Below are 19,608 nucleotides of genomic sequence, written 5' to 3' on the forward strand. Positions count from 1 at the left end.
ATGCGCTCCCACCCGGCCGCGACACTGCTGGAGCTCCTCGAAACGCAGACCCAGTCCCTGGGTGAACGGCCGCTGTACACCTTCCTGGAGGATGGCGGGGATGACGCGGTCCTGAGCTATGCCGGGTTGGATTTGCGAGCCCGGCGCATTGGCGCGGCGCTCCAGGCCCTGGCGCGAGCGGGCGAGCGGGCGGTGCTCCTCTATCCACCGGGCCTGGAGTACGTCGCGGGTTTCTTCGGCTGCATGTATGCCGGGTTGGTCGCCGTCCCAGCCTATCCGCCGGACCCGATGCGGCTGGAGAGGACGTTGCCTCGGCTGCGCGCCATCATCCGGGATGCGCGCGCGAGCGTCGTACTCACCACCTCCTTCATCCAGGAGATGGGGGAGGGGCTCTTCGAAGGCGCCCCCGAACTCGCCGCGCTCCGCTGGGTGGCCACCGACGCGTTGCCCGAGGGGACCGAGGCGGGGTGGCGCCGTCCGGAGCCTTCGCGGGACACGCTGGCCTTCCTTCAATACACGTCCGGCTCCACGGGGGATCCGAAGGGCGTGCAGCTCAGCCATGGGAACCTGCTGCACAACCTGGGGCTGATCTCCCACGCGTTCCAGGTCCGCTCGGACAGCGTGGGCGTCATCTGGCTGCCGCCGTACCACGACATGGGCCTGATTGGCGGCATCCTCCAGCCGCTCTACGCGGGCTTCCCGGTGGCGCTGATGTCGCCGCTCGCGTTCCTTCGCCGCCCACGGTTCTGGTTGGAGTCACTGTCCCGCTTCGGTGGCACCATCAGCGGTGGCCCGTGCTTCGCCTTCGACCTGTGCGTGAGGAAGGTGCCTCCCGCGGAGCGTGAAGGGTTGGACCTGCGTCGCTGGGAGTTGGCCTTCTGTGGGGCCGAGCCCATCCGCCCGGAGGTCATGACCCGCTTCTCGGAAGCCTTCGCGCCCGTGGGCTTCCAGCGCGAGGCGCTCTATCCCTGCTACGGGCTCGCGGAAGGCACGCTGATCGCCTCGGGTGGGCGCAAGGGCGAAGGTGTCCTTACGCGGACATGGGACGCCCAGGCGTTGGAGCGGAACGAGGCGCTGGCGGCCGAGGACGGCCCCGGGGCGCGCCCGCTGGTGGGGTGCGGCCAGACGCTGCCTGAGCAGACGCTGCTCGTGGTGGACCCGGAGACGCGGCGCGCGTGCCCGCCCGAGCGGGTGGGGGAAATCTGGGTCTCCGGTCCCAGCGTGGCCCACGGCTATTGGGAGCGGCCCGAGGAGAGCGAAGCGGCGTTCGGAGCGCGATTGGCGGATTCGGACAGCGGCCCCCGGTTCCTGCGGACGGGAGACCTGGGCCTGCTGAAGGACGGCGAGCTGTTCGTCGTGGGCCGGCGCAAGGACCTCATCATCCTTCGCGGGCGCAACCTGCATCCGCAGGACCTGGAGCTTACGCTGGAGCGCAGCCATTCTGCGCTGCGACCCGGGTGTGGCGCGGCGTTCTCCATCGACGTGGGCGGCGAGGAGCGGCTCGCGGTGATGTACGAGGTGGACTCGCGCAAGCCGTGGATCGCCGAGGACGTGGTGGGCGCCGTCCGCCGCGGTCTGGCGGAGACGCACGAGGTCCAGCTCCACACGCTCGTCCTCATCGAGCCGGGCGCGCTGCCGAAGACGTCCAGCGGGAAGATTCAGCGGCGTGCCTGCCGGGCCGAATGGCTCGCGGGGACGGCTCGGGCGCTGCTGACCTGGAGCGAGTCGGAAGCAGATGCGCCCCAGGCTGAGGCTCCCGCGCCAGACATCACCGCGTCCGAGCCGCTCACCGTGGAGGCACTGGAGGCGTGGTTGCTGGCGCGGATCGCCGCGCGGCTTCGCGTCCGTCCAGAGGAGTTGGCGACGGATGCGCCCATCACGTCCTTCGGTCTGGACTCACTGGGCGCCGTGGAGCTGGCGAACGACGTCGAGACCCTGGGCGTGGTCCTTCGCATGGAGGTCCTGCTTCAGGGGCCGACGGTAGGGGAACTCGCGCGGACCGTCTTCGAGGCGCGTGGGAAGTCCGCTGGCGCCGAGCTGACGCGGGGCGAGGAGGGGGCGCCCGCGCCGCTCTCCTCCGCGCAGCAGCGACTGTGGCTGTTCGAGCAGTTGGCGCAGGGAAGCGCCGCGTATCATCTGCCGGCGGCGGTACGGCTCACCGGTGCACTGGATGATGTGGCGCTGGAACGTGCCTTCGCTGCAATCGTTCAGCGCCACGCAGCGCTCCGAGCGACGTTCCGCGACGAAGATGGCACGCCGTCGCAGGTGACCTCGTCGGCGCCGGTGTCGTCACTCCGCCGGGTGGACCTCCGCGACGTCCCGGTGGATGCCCGCGAGGAGGCCGCGCTTCGTCTGGCCCACGAGGCCGCGCGGGCGCCGTTCGACCTCGAGCGCGGTCCGCTGCTCCGGGCCACGCTGTTTCGATTGGACGCGCACGAGCACGTGCTGGTCGTGGTGATGCACCATATCGCCTCGGATGGTGCCTCGTTCGCTATCCTGGCCCGGGAGTTGAGCGCGCTGTACGCGGGTGATGCTTCGCTGCCGCGGTTGGCCTTCCAGTACCCCGATTTCGCGCGCTGGCGCCGCGAGGTCGAGGCGGACGGTGCCCTGGCCACGTCGCTCGACTGGTGGAAGGCGCGGCTGGCGGGTGTGCCCGCTGCGCTGGAGCTGCCCGAGGACCGGTCTCGACCGCCCATGCCGTCCTATCGCGGTGGACGCGTGGCGGTGCGGTTTCCGGAGGCTCTGACAGCTCGGCTGGAGGCGTTGGGCCGGAGCGAAGGCGCCACGTTGTTCATGACGTTGCTGGCGGCTTTCGAGGTGCTGCTCGCACGTCATTCGGGACAGGAGGACTTCTGCGTCGGGACGGCCGTCAACGGGCGTGAACGGACGGGACTCGAAGGGTTGATGGGATGCTTCCTCGACCTGGTCGTCCTGCGCGCGTCCGTGTCCGGCTCATCACGTTTCCGCGAACTGTTGGGACAGACGCGGGAAGGCGTGCTGGCGGCCTTTGCCCACCGGGGCGTTCCTTTCGAGCGGCTGGTCGACGCCGTCCAACCCACGAGGGACCCCTCGCGCGCCCCCTTGTTCCAGGTGCTGTTCGTGCTCCAGCCGGAGCCCGGCGCGGGACTGGCGCTGCCCGGCCTGGAGTCTCGCCGCGTGGAGGTGGACCCGGGGGCCACGCCCTACGATTTGACGCTGTCGCTTGCCCGCAGGCATGAGGGACTGGGCGGGTGGCTCGAGTACGCCACGGACCTGTTTGATGCGGACACCGCCGCGCGTCTGGTGGCGCGGCTGGGCGTGCTTCTGGAGTCCATTGCCGCGGACCCTGACCAGCGCCTCTCCGTACTCCCGGTACTGCCACAGGCGGAGCAGCGGCAGGTTCTGTTCGACTGGAATGACACGCGGGCGGAGTTCCCTGGGACGTGCATCCATGCGCTCATCGAATCGCAGGCGCAGCGCACGCCGGACGCCGTTGCCGTGGTGTGTGGCGACGTGGCCCTCACGTACCGTGAGCTGAACCAACGAGCCAACGCCGTGGCATGGCGGCTGCGCGAGCAGGGCGTTGGACCTGAAGGCATCGTGGGGCTCTGCGCCGACCGCTCCGCGGACCTGGTCGTGGGCCTGCTGGGCATCTTCAAGGCGGGCGGTGCGTACCTGCCGCTGGACCCGTCGTACCCCGAGGCTCGGCTCGCGCTGATGCTGGAGGACTCTGGCGCCTCGGTGGTGCTCGCGCACCGGCATCTGGCGGGCGCGCTTCCGTTCGGCGATAGGACCGTGGTTCCGCTGGATGTGGCTGGCGAGGCGGACGCCGCGCCGCCGGGAGCCGTGGCGCCCGACAACCTGGCCTATGTCCTCTACACCTCGGGCTCCACCGGCATGCCCAAGGGCGTGCTGATTCCTCACCGCAACGTCGTCAGCTTCTTCACGGGCATGGACGCGCGCGTGGGGGCCGAACCGGGGACGTGGCTCGCGGTGACGAGCGTCTCCTTCGACATCTCCGTGTTGGAGTTGCTCTGGACGCTGGCGCGCGGCTTCAAGGTCGCCGTGCAGGGCGAGCAGGGGGCCTTGGGGGCCGCACCGCGCCGGGTGACCCGGTCGCGCCAGAAGCCTCTGGGGTTCAGCCTCTTCTACTTCGCGGCGGACGAGGGGGCTCCAGGCGCGGAGCGTTACCGGCTGTTGATCGAGGGCGCGCGGTTCGCGGACCGTCATGGCTTCCAGGCGGTGTGGACGCCGGAGCGCCACCTTCATGCGTTTGGTGGGCTCTATCCCAATCCGTCCGTGACGAGCGCGGCCATCGCCGCCATCACCGAGCGCGTGGCCATCCGCGCTGGCAGCGTCGTGCTGCCTCTGCACCACCCCGTGCGCGTGGCCGAGGAGTGGTCGCTCGTCGACAACCTGTCGAAGGGCCGCGTCGGCATCTCCGTGGCGCCGGGCTGGCACGCGGATGACTTCGTCCTCGCGCCAGAGCGGTATGCGGAGCGCCGGGAGCTGGCGCGGCGGGACCTGGACACGTTGCGGCGGCTCTGGCGCGGTGAGTCGCTGTCGTTCCCCAATGGCGCGGGGACGCCCATCGATGTCCGCATCCGTCCGAGCCCCGTGCAGCGCGAGCTCCCTGTGTGGCTGACCGCCGCTGGCAATCCGGACACCTTCCGCGAAGCGGGCCGGTTGGGCGCGGGCGTGCTGACGCACCTCTTGGGACAGCGGTGGGAGGAGTTGGAATCACGCATCGCGCTCTACCGCGGGGCCTGGCGCGAGGCGGGCCACGAGGGCGAGGGCCATGTGACACTGATGCTCCACACGTTCGTGGGGCACGACGTGGAGCGCGTGCGAGAGACGGTCGAAGCGCCGCTGCGGCGCTACCTGAGCAACTCCGCAGACCTGATGCGCGGGTTGGGCCGGACGCTGGGCGTGGACCTGGATCCCGCATCGGTTCGTCCGGAGGACCTGGACGCGCTCGTGGGACGGGCCTTCGGGCGCTTCTTCGAAGGGGCGGGACTCTTCGGGACGCCGCGCACCTGCCGGGAGCAGGTGGCGCGCATCGAGGCGCTGGGCGTGGATGAGGTCGCGTGCCTCATCGACTTCGGCGTGGACACGGATGCCGTGCTCGCCAGCCTTCCGGCGCTGGATGCCGTGCGGCAGCGCTGCGAGCGGGACTTCCGGCTTCAGTCGCAGGAGGAAATCACCGTGCCCGCGCAGCTTCGCCGGCACGGAGTCACGCATCTGCAATGCACGCCCTCCCTGGCCCAGGCGCTGCTCTTGGAGCCCGGTGCGGCCGGGGCGCTCGCGGGGCTGGAGCGCCTGCTCGTCGGCGGTGAGGCGCTGTCCGCGGAGCTGGCGGCACGGCTGCGGGACACCGTGGGCGGCGCGCTGCTCAACATGTACGGCCCCACGGAGACCACCATCTGGTCCTCGTCGCACGCCGTGGATGGTTCGCCGGGGCCGGTGCCCATTGGTACGCCCATCGCCAACACGTCGCTGTACGTGCTGGATGCGGAGCTGCGGCCCTTGCCCGTGGGAGTGCCCGGTGAACTCTACATCGGTGGCACGGGTGTCGCTCGGGGCTACCACGCGCGGCCAGAGTTGACCGCCGAGCGTTTCCTTCCGGATCCGGTGTCCGCCGACGCCGGTGCCCGGATGTATCGAACGGGCGACCGGGCACGGTGGCGCGCGGATGGAACGGTGGAGTTCCTGGGCCGGGTGGACCACCAGCTCAAGCTCCGTGGCTTCCGGGTGGAGCCTGGCGAAATCGAGTCCGTGCTTGCGCGGCACTCCGACGTGGCGCAGGCCGTGGTCGTGGCGCGGGAGGAGTCTGCTGGATGCGCTCGCCTCGTCGCGTACGTCGTCGCCCGGCCGGGTACGGCGCTTTCGGTGGAGGCGCTGCTGGCCTTCTCCCGGCGCTCCCTGCCGGAGCACATGGTGCCTTCGGCGTTCGTGCCACTCGACGCGCTCCCGTTGACGCCCAACGGGAAGGTGGACCGGAAGGCGTTGCCCGCGCCGGAGGGCGTCCGCGACGTCGCTCGGGAGTACGTGGCGCCTCGGACGGACACTGAGCGCCGTTTGGCCGAGCTGTGGGCCTCGCTGCTGGGCGTGGAGCGGGTTGGCGCCGAGGACGACTTCTTCGCGCTGGGCGGGCACTCGCTGCTGGCCACACGCGCTGCCTCCCGGATTCGTGAGGCGTTCGGGGTGGACCTGCCCCTGCGTGAGCTGTTCGAGTCGTCCTCGCCCGCGGCCTTGGGGGCGCGCATCGATGCTCGCCTCCTGGGGGCGTCCGGTGTGCCTCCGTTGGTGGCTCGGTCTCATGAAGGGGCGCTGCCACTGTCCTTCGCGCAGCAACGGCTCTGGTTCCTGGAGCAGCTCGAACCCGGCGGCGCCGCGTACAACGATGCGGTGGCTGTCCGTGTGGAGGGGGCGCTCGATGTAGCGTTGCTGGAGCGCTCTCTGAGAGAGGTGGTCCGGCGGCACGAAGTCCTCCGTGCCACCTTCCACGATGAAGACGGAACTCCTTCCTGGCGCATCCATCCCGAGGCCCGACTTGCTCTGGACCGGGTGGACCTGACCGCGCTTTCGGGGGCTGCTCAGGCGGAGGCCCTGTCGTTGCGATTGGCGCAGGAGTCGCTGCGGGCGTTCGACCTCGGCGCGGGACCGCCGCTTCGAGCCACGCTGCTCCAGGTGAGCGCGCGTGAGCACGTGCTCTTGTTGGTGCTGCACCACCTGGTGACGGATGGCGCGTCCATGGGCGTGCTCGTGCTCGAGGTAGCGGCGCTCTATCGGGCCTTCTCCCAGGGGCAGGTTTCGCCGTTGTTGGCGCTGCCGCTCCAGTACGTGGACTACGCGGCGTGGCAGCACGACTGGCTTCGCGGCGAGGCGCTGGAGGCGCAACTCGCGTATTGGCGGACCCGGTTGGAAGGGGCACCTCGGGCGCTGGACCTGCCCACGGACCAGCCTCGACCGGCCGTGCGCAGCAGCCGTGGCGTGAGCCGAAGCGTGCTCCTGGGTTCGGAGTTGTCGCGTGCGCTGAAAACGTTGGCCCAGCGCGAGGGCGCCACGCCCTTCATGGTGCTGCTGGCGGGCTTCTCCGCGCTGCTGTCCCGTCATGGAGGGCAGGACGACCTGTGCGTGGGAACGCCGGTGGAGGGCCGTGACCGGACCGAGCTGGAAGGGCTCATCGGCTGCTTCGTCAACACGCTGGTCCTGCGCGTGTCGCTGGCGGGCGCGCCCTCCTTCCGGGAGTTGATTGCCCGCGCGCGGGAGACCGTGCTGGGGGCCTTCGCGCATCAGGACGCACCCTTCGAGGAACTGGTGAAGGCGCTCCAGCCCGAGCGCGACCTGGGCCGCAGCCCGCTCTTCCAGGCCATGCTCGTGATGCAGGAGGACCCGCTGCCGGAGTTGGTGATTCCGGGGCTCCGGCTGAACGTCCAGCCGCAGCCGAGTCTCACCGCGAAGTTCGACCTGCGGCTCATCATCACGGACACGACGGCAGGCTTCTCCGCGAACCTGGAGCTGAGCACCGACCTGTTCGAGCCGGACACCGCATCGCGCCTGCTGGAGCACCTGCGCGTCCTGCTGGAGGCGGGCGTCCGTGAGCCGGAACAGCGGGTGCACGCGCTTCCCCTGATGACCTCGGCGGAGCGGCACCGGGTCCTGGTGGCGTGGAATGACACGGACCGTCCTTGGCCGGGAGTGAGCGTCCTGCATCGGCTCATCGAAGCGCAGGTGGACCGCACACCGGATGCGGTGGCGCTGAGCTTCGAGCGCGACACCCTCACGTATGGGGAGCTGGACCGGCGCGCGAATCAGCTCGCGCGCTACCTGCGGGCCCGAGGCGTGGGGTCGGACACGCGGGTTGCGCTGTGTGTGGAGCGTTCGCTGGAGATGGTGGTGGGGCTCCTCGGCGTGCTCAAGGCGGGGGGCGCCTACGTGCCGCTCGACCCGGAGTATCCCCGCGAGCGACTGGAGTACATGCTCGCGGACGCCGCGGCGCCGGTGCTGCTGACGCAGGCTCGGTGGTCGGAACGCCTGCCTCGGGGCGGCGCCACCGTGGTGTGCCTGGACTCGGAGTGGGACGCGGTGGCGCACGAGCGCGAGGAGCGTCTCGACTTGACCGTGGAAGGGAGCGGGCTGGCATACGTCCTCTACACCTCGGGCTCCACGGGCCGGCCCAAGGGGGCGATGAACACGCATGCCGCCATCTGCAACCGGCTCCTGTGGATGCAGGAGGCCTACGGGCTTGATGCGAGCGACCGCGTCCTCCAGAAGACGCCGTTCAGCTTCGACGTCTCCGTGTGGGAGTTCTTCTGGCCGCTGCTGGCGGGCGCGCGGTTGGTGATGGCGCGGCCTGGTGGGCACCGGGAGCCCGCGTACCTGACGGACACCATCGCTCGCGAGCGCATCACCACGTTGCACTTCGTGCCGTCCATGCTCCGGCCCTTCCTGGAGGAGACGGAGCTGGCGGTGTCCTGCGCCAGCCTGAGAAGGGTGTTCTGCAGTGGCGAGGCCCTGCCTCCCGAGCTGCGGGACCGCTTCTTCTCGTGCCTGCCCGCCGAGCTTCACAACCTCTACGGCCCGACGGAGGCCGCGGTGGACGTGACGGCGTGGGCCTGCTCACGTGAGGACCGTGGACATGTCGTGCCCATCGGGCGTCCCATCGCCAACGCGCGGATGTACGTGCTGGATGCGCGGCTGCGTCCCGTGCCGGCGGGCGTTCCGGGTGAGCTGTACATCGGTGGTGCACCGCTGGCGCGCGGCTACTGGCAGCGGCCGGACCTGACCGCTGAGCGATTCTTGCCGGACGCCTTCGCGGCGCAGCCGGGGGCGCGGATGTACCGGACGGGCGATCAGGCCCGCTTCCTGGCGAATGGCGCCATCGAGTACCTGGGCCGCCTGGATGACCAGGTGAAGGTGCGGGGCTTCCGCATCGAACTGGGTGAGATTGAAGCCGTGCTGTCCCTGCACCCCGGCGTGCGGACGGCGGCGGTAGCGATTCGAGAGGACGTCCCGGGAGACCGGCGCCTCGTGGCGTACGTGGTCGCGTCCTCGGGGGACGTGGCATCGGAGCTTCGGGCCTTCCTCGGTGAGCGACTGCCCGAGCACATGGTGCCGTCCGCCTTCGTCACGCTGGACGCGCTCCCGCTGTCGCCCAGTGGGAAGCTCGACCGTCGTGGCCTCCCCGCACCGGTGCGGGCAACGCAGGGGAGTGGTGCGGCCCACGTCGAGCCGCGTAACGCGCTGGAACTTCAGCTCGCGCACATCTGGGCGAGCGTCTTGGGCGTCGAGCGGGTTGGCGCCGAGGACCGCTTCTTCGAGTTGGGCGGTGACTCCATCCTCGCGCTTCAGGTGATTGCGCGGGCGCGGCAGGTGGGCATCCACCTCACGGCGCGCCAGCTCTTCCAGCATCCGACGGTGGCAGGGCTGTCCCAGGTGGCGACAAGCCGTCGTCGCCTGGGAGACCAGGGCCCGGTTGTAGGGCCCGTGCCGTTGACGCCCATCCAGCGGTGGTTCGTCGAGCGCGAGCTTCCTGAAGCGCATCACTTCAACCAGGCGTTGATGCTGGAGCCCCGTGAGCGCCTGGAGTCGGACGTGCTGGCTCGGGCACTGCGAGCCCTCGTGGACCATCACGATGCGCTCCGGCTGCGGCTGTCACGGAGTGAGACGGGGTGGGCGCAGTCGTGCGCGGAGCCAGGGCTCGACGTGCCACTGCGGCTCGTGGACCTGTCCGGGGTGGAGGCATCCGCGCAGGCCGTGGCGATGGAGCGCACCGCCACGGAGGAACAGGCGGAGGTGGACCTGAACGCGGGGGGCCTCCTGCGCGCGGTGTTGTTCGACTGGGGACCGGACCGGACGGGACGGCTGCTGCTGGTCATCCACCACCTCGCGGTGGATGGCGTCTCCTGGCGCGTGTTGTTGGAGGACTTGGAGACCTCGCTTCGGCAGCTTGCTCGCGGCGAGCCGGTGACGCTTCCCGCGAAGACGACGTCGTTCCAGGCCTGGGCACAACGGTTGGAGGCGCATGCGGCCTCGGGATTGCCCGCGGAGGAGGGAACCTACTGGCGGGATGTACTGAGCGCGGAAGTGGCTGCGCTTCCTCGGGATGTGCCGGGTGGGGTGAACTCGCAGGATTCGGAGCGCGTCATCACGGTGGCGCTGGATGCCGACGTGATGCACTCGCTGCTTCGTGCATCGTCGGCTGGACCTCAGCCGGGCCTTGAAGACGTGCTCCTCACGGGTGTTGCGAGCGCGCTGGCTCGATGGAGTGGCGGGCGCCGACTGCGCATCGACCTGGAGGCCCACGGGCGCGACGAGCTGTTCGACGACGTGGACCTCTCACGCACGGTGGGGTGGTTCACCGCGTTGTTCCCCGTGCGTCTGGAGTTGCCGGAGGAGATGGCGTCCGCCTCCGTGCTCGCGTCGGTTCGCGCGGCACGTGAGCACCGGAAGGGCAGGGGCCTTGGATATGGCCTGCTGCGCTACCTCCGTCATGAGGCCGGTGCTTCGTCTGAGGTCCTCTTCAACTACCTGGGGCAAATCGACTCAGGTGCGCGGGAATCGGCGCTGTTCACGCTGGCGCCGGAGCCCACGGGCGCCTCCCAGGGGACGCGTGGGCTCCGGAGCCATGTGTTGGAGGTGGTGGCTCGCGTCGTGGGCGGACGCCTGGAGTTGGCCTGGCATTACAGCGAGGCGCTGCATTCGCGTGCGCGCATCGAAGCCCTGGCGCGTCACTGTGTCGAAACGCTGGTGGAACTCGCGGGCGCAACGGAGGAGCGTCATCCGCTCTCACCCCTCCAGCATGGGTTGTTGTTTCAGGTGCTGCTGGAGCCCGGCACCGACGCGTACTTCGAGCAGCGAAGCTGGACGCTCGCCGGTCCGCTGAACGCCGGGGCGCTTCGGCGAGCTTGGGAGGCGGTGTCCGAACGGCATTCCTCCCTGCGCACCTCGTTCCTCTGGGAGGGGCTGGAGGAACCTGTCCAGGTGGTCCATTCACGGGCGACTCCCGTGTGGCGTGAGTTCGATTGGCGCGGGCGCTCCTCGGAGGAACAATCCCAGTCACTGGCCGCGTTTCTGCGTGAGGACCGGGCGCAGGGCTTTGTCCTGTCGAAGGCGCCGCTGATGCGGCTGGCGCTGATTCGACTGGAAGACCAGTCCTGGCGGTTCGTCTGGAGCTTCCATCACCTGCTGCTCGATGGGTGGAGCCTGGCGCGAGTCCTTGGCGAGGTGCTCGATGCTTACGCGGTGATTTCAGCGGGGGCAGATTGGCGCCCGCCCGCCGTGATGGATTTCCGCACTTACGTTGAATGGCTGGGCCGCCGCCGACCCGAGCAGGATGAAGCCTTCTGGCGGGCGCAATTCGAGGGCATCGACGCGCCGACGCCATTGCCCGCGGAAGGAGGCTCCACCGCGGCGAGTGACACGGGTGAGCACGCACTGGAGCTGGGCGAGGCCGATACCGCCGCACTCCAGGATTTCGCACGCCGCCACGGGCTGACGCCGAGCACGCTGGTCCACGGAGCGTGGGCGTTGCTGTTGTCCCGCTATGGAGGCGGGCAGGACGTCATGTTCGGGACGACACTCGCGGGCCGACCGCCTGAGCTGCCGGGCATCGAGGAAGCCGTCGGGTTGTTCATCCACTCGCTCCCTGTTCGCGCCCGTATTCAACATGGCGCCGGGTTGCTGCCCTGGCTGCGCGAGCTTCAGTCCCTGCTGGTGGAGCTGGGGCAACGGGAGCACGTCCCGCTCACCCGGCTTCAAGGGTGGAGCGACGTTCCCCGAGGCACGCCGCTCTTCGAGAGTCTCCTCGTGTTCGAGAACTACCCGGTGGATGCGACGCACGCGCGCGGTGCCGCCGGGTTGGCGCTGCGGGACTTCGCTGCCTTCGAGCGCACGCACTATCCGCTGACCGCGGTGGTCGTGCCGGGTCGCTCCTTGCGACTGAAGCTGCTGTACCGTCAGGAGCGCATCTCGAAGGCCGCCGCCGAGCAGTTGCTGACGCACTGGGGCGGTCTGCTTCAGGCGATGTGGCGTCGTCCTGAGCAGCGACTGGGCGACGTGTCCCTGCTGTCGGAGGCCGAGCGGCGCCGCGTGCTGGTGGAGTGGAACGCCACCGCGACCACGTACCCCCGCGAAGCCACGGTGCATTCGCTGTTCGAGTCCCAGGCCGCGCGGACGCCAGAGACGGTGGCGGTGCGGTATGGCGGCACGTCGCTGACGTATGCCGCGCTGAACGCGCGGGCGAACCAGGTGGCGCACCGGTTGGGGGCCTTGGGAGTCCGACGAGGGACTCTCGTGGGCCTCTGCGTGGAGCGCTCCGCCGAGCTGGTCGTCGGGATGCTGGGCATCCTCAAGGCGGGGGCGGCTTACGTGCCCCTGGACCCGACGTACCCGCGCGAGCGGCTCGCATGGATGATAGCGGATGCGGGGGCGCCAGTACTGCTGACGCAGGAACGGCTGCGGGGCGCGGTGCCTTCAGAGGGCGTGAGTGTCCTCACGGTGGAGGCGGTCTCGGCGCAAGGGGACGCCGCTGTACCGGAGACGCTGGGAGCCGGAGTCGGCGCAGCGGATGCCGCCTACGTCATCTACACCTCCGGCTCCACGGGGACTCCCAAGGGCGTCTGTGTTTCCCATCAGGCCGTGGTCCGGCTGGTGGTGGAGACGGACTTCATCCGCGTGCTGCCTGAGGATCGCGTGGCGCAGGCATCCAACGCCTCGTTTGACGCGGCCACGTTCGAAATCTGGGGTGCGCTCCTCAACGGTGCCCGAGTGGTTGGCGTGGAGCGGGAGACAGCGCTCTCTCCGCGTGCCTTCGCGTCCTGGCTGCGGGAGGAGGGCATTCGCGTTCTCTTCCTCACCACGGCCTGGTTCAACCAGGTGGCCGCGGAAGTGCCGGACGCCTTCAGCGGGTTGCGACAGCTGCACTTCGGAGGTGAGGCCGTGGACCCGCGGCCGGTCCGCCGGGTCCTTCGTGAAGGTGCTCCCGAGCGGCTGCTGCACGTCTATGGCCCCACGGAGAACACCACGTTCTCCACGTGGCACCTCGTCACGGATGTGCCCGAGGGCGCCGTATCGATTCCCATCGGGAAGCCGCTGGCGAACACGGTTCAGTACGTGCTCGACGAGGACATGGCGCCGGTGCCGCCGGGAGGCGTGGGGGAGCTGTGGCTTGGTGGCGACGGACTCGCGTGGGGCTATCTGGGACAACCCGCGCTGACGGCGGAGCGCTTCGTTCCGAACCCGTTCAGTGAGCGTCCCGGGACGCGGCTCTACCGGACAGGTGACCGGGTCCGTTTGTTGGCGGATGGCGTGGTGACGTTCGAAGGTCGCGTGGACGCGCAGGTGAAGGTGCGTGGCTTCCGCGTGGAGCCGGGCGAGGTCGAGGCCGCGCTGCTGCGTCACCCCGACGTCCGGCAAGCCGTGGTGCTGGCGCGAGAGGATGAAGCAGGGGGATCGCGGCACCTGGTGGCCTACGTCGTACCGACCGCGGAAGCCGCCGCGCCTCCCGCGCCTTCGCTCCTGCGGACCTTCCTCGCCACGCACTTGCCGGCGTACATGGTGCCTGCCGTCTTTATGGTGCTGGAGCGCCTGCCGCTGACGCCCAACGGCAAGGTGGACCGGCGCGCGCTGCCCGCGCCCACTGGCGAATCGGAGGTCATCGTACCCAGAGGCCCCGAGGAGGAATTGCTCGCGCGGCTCTTTGGCGAGCTGCTCGGCGTCTCCCGTGTCGGAGCCTCCGACAGCTTCTTCGATTTGGGCGGTCACTCCCTGCTGGCCACGCGGGTCGTCACACGGATTCACGCCACCTTTGGCGTTGCCTTGCCGCTGCGGGCCCTCTTCGACGACCCGACCGTGGCCAGGCTGGCCGAGCGCATTCGCGAGGCCCGGCAGTCATCCGGAACGGTGCGCCCGCCGCCCATCGTCCCCGTGTCCAGGGACAACCCCCTGCCACTGTCGACGATGCAGGAGCGACTGTGGCTGCTGGAACAGCTCCAGCCGGGCACGGCCCTCTACAACGTCCCCTGGGCCGCATGGCTCTCCGGGCCATTGGATGTGCCTGCCCTGGAGCGGGCACTGGCGGGGCTGTTCCTGCGTCACGAAGCCCTGAGGACCACCTTCTCCAGCAACGCGGGAGAGCCCGTCCAGGTCATCCATCCGAACGGCGACGTGGCGCTCCCCGTGGTCGACCTCGAGGGGCTTCCGGAGGCGGAGCGTGAAGCACAGGCCGTGCTCGCCGCGTTGGAAGAGGCTCGCCGCCCGTTCGACCTGGTGAATGGCCCTCTGTGTCGGGCATTGCTGATTCGCACGGCCGGTGATGCGCACCTGTTGGTCCTCACGCTGCACCACATTGTCTCGGACGGGTGGTCGCTGGGCGTGGCCGTGCGGGAGCTGTCGGCGCTTTACGGCGCGGAGCTGCGGGGCCGGCCTTCCTCGCTGCCAGCGCCTGCAATTCAGCCAGCGGACCATGCGGTGTGGCAGCGCCAGTGGCTGCAGGGGGAGGCGCTCTCCGCGCAGGTTGGATACTGGAGAAGGCAGCTCGCCGGGGCTCCGCCTGTCCTGGAGCTTCCCAAGGACTTCCCCCGGCCGAGCTTGCAGCGCTTCAGAGGCGACACGCTGGCGGTGCGTTTCCCCGCCGAGCTGTCGGAGGCGTTCCGCGCGCTGTGCATCCGAGAAGGCGTCACGCCCTTCATGGGCCTGCTGGCGGCCTTCCAGCTTTTGCTGTCGCGGGTGTCGGGCCAGGAGGACGTGTGCGTGGGCTCGCCCATCGCGGGCCGGCATCAGCCTGGGCTGGAGAACCTGATTGGCTTCTTCGTCAACACGCTGGTGCTCCGCGCGCGTCTGCCGCGCTCGAGCTCCTTCCGTGAGTTCCTGCGTCAGGTCCGGGAGGCGACGCTGGACGCATACGCCCACCAGGACGTGCCGTTCGAGAAGCTGGTGGAGGCGCTGCAACCGCCACGGAGCCTGAGCCATGCACCCCTGGTGCAGGTGGTGCTCGCGCTCCACGAAGCCACGCACCAGGACGCCGCGCCGGAAGGGCTGGCCCTGCGCCCTGTGGAGCTGGCCTCGGGGACGGCGAAGTTCGACCTCACGTTGTCCCTGACCGACGCACCAGAGGGGTTCACCGGCACCCTGGAGTACGACGCGGACCTCTTCACGCAGGCGACGGCCACCCGGCTGATGAAGGGGCTCCGGGTGTTGATGGAAGGCGCGGTGGCGGACGCCGGCCAACGCTTGGGCGAGCTGCCGATGATGGACATGGCGGAGCGTCAGCGTCTGCTCGTGGCGTGGAACGACACCGCGGTGGAGTACCCCCGAGAAGCGTGCCTCGCGGAGCTCTTCGAGGCTCAGGTGGCGCGCTCGCCGGACGCGGTCGCGGTGGTGTGCGAGGAGGCTCGGGTCACCTATGCGGAGCTGGACCGGGGGGCGAACCAGCTTGCGTGGTACCTGCGCAGGCAGGGGGTGGTTCAGGGGACTCCCGTGGGGCTGTGCGTTCAACGTTCGATCGACCTGGTGGTGGGGATGCTCGGCATCCTCAAGGCTGGTGGCGCCTACGTGCCGTTGGACCCCACGTACCCTCGCGAGCGCCTGGCGTTCATGGTGGAGGACACGCGCCTCCCCGTGGTGGTGGCGCAGCAGGCCGTGCTGGCCCTGCTTCCTTCGGGCAGTGCGGACGTGGTGCTCCTGGATTCGGCCTGGGATGAAATCGCGCGTGAGCCCACGGTTTCTCCTCGCGTGACGGTCCCGGCGGAGTCGCTGGCGTACGTCATGTACACGTCAGGCTCCACGGGAAGGCCCAAGGGCGTCTGCGTGCCGCAGCGCGCGGTGGCCCGGCTGGTGCTGGGCTCCCGCTTCGCGCGGTGGGGCGCGGACGAGGTCTTCCTCCAACTGGCGCCCATTTGCTTCGATGCCGCCACCTTCGAGCTGTGGGGCGCGCTGCTGCACGGCGCGAAGCTGGTCCTCTTCCCCGCGCAGCCTCCCACGGTGGACACGCTCAAGGACGTACTTGCGCGTCACGGTGTCACCACGCTGTGGCTCACGGCCGCGCTCTTCGATGCGCTCTCCGCCGCGAGGCCGGACGCCCTGGATGGCGTGCGGCAGCTCCTGGCGGGCGGTGACGTGCTCCCACCGGCCGCGGTGCGGGAGCGGCTCGGGCGCGGCGGCATCCTGGTCAACGGGTACGGGCCCACCGAGGGCACCACCTTCACCTGCTGCCATGTGATGGAGGGCGCCGTCGCGCCAGGGGCCATTCCCATTGGCCGTCCCATCGCGAACACACGGGTGTACGTGGTGGACGCGGAGTTGCGCCCCGTGCCGGTGGGCGTGCCGGGTGAGCTGCTCATCGGCGGTGACGGCCTCGCCTGGGGGTACCAGGGACGGCCGGAGCTGACTGCGGAGCGCTTCGTTCCGGACCCCTTCGGCTCGGAGGTGGGCGGGCGGCTGTATCGCACGGGCGACAGCGTGCGTTACCGCGAGGACGGCACGCTGGAGTTCCTCGAACGGCTGGACGGCCAGGTGAAGGTGCGTGGCTACCGGGTGGAGCCGGGCGAGGTGGAGGAGGCGTTGCGCCTGCACCCGTCGGTGGCCGAGGCGGTGGTGGTGGCGCGGCCCGACCCCGCGGGAGGCAAGCGACTGGTGGCCTACGCGGTGCCTCGGGCAGGGGAGACGTTGGACCCCCACGGCCTTCGCGGCTTCCTGGCGGAGTCGCTGCCCGAGTTCATGGTGCCTTCCGCGCTGGTCCCGCTGACGGCGCTGCCGCTCACGCCGGTGGGCAAGCTGGACCGGCTCGCGCTGCCGGAGCCGGAGGTCTCACGTCCGGCAGGGAGTGCCTTCGTGGAGCCCACCACCGCGCTGGAGCGTCAGGTGGCGGCGCTCTGGGCGAAGGTGCTCGGCGTGGAGCGGGTCGGTGTGGAGGACCACTTCTTCGCGGACCTGGGCGGCAGCTCCATGTCCGTGGTCAAGGCGTGCGCATTGCTGCGCGACGAGCTGAAGCGCGACGTTCCGGCGACGCGCTTCTTTGAACATCCCACGGTCCGCGCGTTCGTCATGTCCCTGGAGCGGGACGGCGAGCCGGCGGCAGACACCCAGGACAACGAGGCCCACGTGGATCGCGCCCAGCAGCGGCGTCAGGCGATCCGTCGGCAGGGCCGGCGAGGGAATCACGGCAATGGCTGAGCTTGATGACATGCAGGGCGAGGACTCCAGCAGCGACATCGCGGTCATCGGCATGGCGGGGCGTTTCCCGGGCGCTCGTAACCTGGGTGACTTCTGGAACAACGTCCGTGGCGGCGTGGAGTCCATCTCGTTCTTCTCCGAGGACGAACTGGAGCGCTCACCGCTCATTCCCGAGGACCTGTGGCGGCACCCGCGCTTCATTCGCGCGGGGGGCATCCTCGAAGGCGCGGATGGCTTCGACCACGGCTTCTTCGACATCCCGCTGCGCGAGGCGCAGTGGATGGACCCGCAGCAGCGTGTGTTCCTCCAGTCCGCCTGGGCGGCGCTCGAGGACGCGGCGTATGACCCCTCTCGTTACAAGGGGCGCATCTCGCTCTACGCGGGCGCCGGTTCGTCCGGCCACCTGCTGAACCTGCTGAGCGAGGCGCGGAAGGACGCGGGCGCGGGCCTGGAGCTGGCCACCGCGGGCCCGGAGAGCCTGGCGATGAAGGCGTCCTTCAAGCTCCAGCTCCGGGGCGAGAGCGTCGCCGTCTACACCGCGTGCTCCACTGGATTGGTTGCCATCCACATGGCCTGCCAGAGCCTGCTGACGCGGCAGTCGGACATCGCGCTCGCGGGCGCGGTGCGCATCGCCAGCCCGCAGCGCACGGGCTACCTGCACCAGGATGGGCTCATCTTCTCGCCGGACGGTCACTGCCGCGCCTTCGACCACCGCGCGGGTGGCACCGTGGCGGGCAACGGCGCGGGCGTGGTGGTGCTCAAGCTGCTCTCGGATGCGCTGCGGGACGGTGACCACATCCACGCGGTCATCAAGGGCTCGGCCGTCAACAACGACGGTCAACAGAAGGTCGGCTACACCGCGCCGAGCATCGAGGGCCAGACGGAGGTCGTCGCGGACGCGCTGGCCTATGCGGGCCTGGGCGGTGACGACATCAGCTACGTGGAGGCCCACGGCACGGGCACGTCGCTGGGCGACCCCATCGAAATCGCCGCGCTGACGCGGGCGTTCCGGAAGACGACGGAGCGCTCGGGCTTCTGCGCCATCGGCTCGCTCAAGACGAACCTGGGGCACCTGGACGCGGCGGCTGGCGTGGCGGGGTTCATCAAGGTGGTGCTGTCGCTTCAGCACGGTGAGCTGCCGCCGAGCCTGCACTTTGAGCGCGCCAACCCGGAGATTGACTTTGAGCGCAGCCCGTTCTTCGTCAACACGGCGCTCAAGGCGTGGCCGCGGGAGAATAGGCCGCGCCGTGCGGGTGTGAGCTCCTTTGGCATCGGCGGGACCAACGCGCACGTCGTCCTGGAAGAGGCGCCTCCGGCGGACGAGAAGGCGCGCGGCCACCGTCCGCTGCACGTGGTGACGTTGTCCGCCCGGACGCCTTCCGCCCTGGAGGTCATGGCTCGCGAGCTGGCGACGCACGTGGAGTCCGCGCCGGGACTGGCGCTGGAAGATGTGGCCTTCACCCGGAACGTGGGCCGCCGTTCCTTCGAGCATCGCCGTGCGGTGGTGGCGGCGGATGGGGCTGAACTGGCGGAGCGGCTGCGCAAGCCCGCGGCGGTGGAGGCGGGGCGGAATCGCCGCGTGGCCTTCCTGTTTCCGGGGCAGGGTGCGCAGGCGGTGGGCATGGGCCGCGAGCTGCACGCGGTGGAACCGGGTTTCCGGAAGGACGTGGACGCGGCGCTGGCACGGCTGGAGCCATCGCTTGCCGCCGAGGTGCGCGCGCTCCTGTTGCCCGCGCAGGGACAGGAGGCCATCGCGGCCCAGACGCTGGCGGACCCTCGTGTCGCGCTGCCCGCGCTCTTCATCGTCGAGCACGCACTGGCCCGACTCTGGATGTCCTGGGGCGTCCGGCCGCATGCGGTGCTGGGTCACAGCTTTGGTGAGTACGCAGCGGCCTGTGTGGCGGGTGTGTTGTCGCCGGAGGACGGCCTGCGGCTCGCGGTGGTGCGTGGCGCGCTCATGGCGCGGATGCCCGCTGGCGCGATGCTCGCGGTGGGGTTGGAGGAGGCGGAATTCGTTCCGTTCCTCAGCGAGGGACTCTCGCTGGCGGCCGTCAACGGCGAGGGCCGATGCGTCGTCTCCGGACCGGTGGAGGCCATTGACGCGTTGCAGGCCATGCTGTCGAGTCGCGGCGTGGGCATGGTGCGGTTGCCGTCGGCCCATGCCTTCCATTCCAGCGCCGTGGAGCCGCTGATGGTGGACCTGGCGCGGGCGGTGTCCTCGCTGCGCCTCAAGGCGCCGGAGTTGCCGTATGTGTCCAGCCTCACGGGTACGTGGATTCGCCCGGAAGAGGCCACCGACCCCACGTACTGGGCCCGGCAAATGCGACAGCCGGTGCGCTTCGCCGCGGGCCTGGAGACGCTTTTCGGGGATGGGTGCAGTGTCCTGCTGGAGGTGGGACCAGGGACGGACCTGACGTCGCTGGCGCGGGGGCGGGCGCGCAAGGAGCGACAGCT

At 70.0% G+C, this 19,608-nt stretch carries 2 protein-coding genes (1 of these 2 cut by a window edge); both read left to right on the forward strand.

Annotated features, from left to right (window positions below; translation table 11 throughout):
* On the forward strand, window positions 1-17,154 hold the full coding sequence (locus BHS09_RS18225; protein WP_237080415.1) for a non-ribosomal peptide synthase/polyketide synthase: 17,154 nt from the start codon (window positions 1-3) through the stop codon (window positions 17,152-17,154).
* Window positions 17,147-19,608: the start of a non-ribosomal peptide synthetase/type I polyketide synthase gene (locus tag BHS09_RS18230; RefSeq protein WP_140791666.1), read on the forward strand. 10,684 nt of this gene lie beyond the right edge of the window; 2,462 of the gene's 13,146 nt are visible here — the first part of the coding sequence; it begins with the start codon at window positions 17,147-17,149; the stop codon falls past the right edge of the window. Before BHS09_RS18225 ends, BHS09_RS18230 begins: the two co-directional genes overlap by 8 nt.

The sequence above is a fragment of the Myxococcus xanthus genome (genome assembly GCF_006402735.1).
GTDB lineage: Bacteria > Myxococcota > Myxococcia > Myxococcales > Myxococcaceae > Myxococcus > Myxococcus xanthus_A.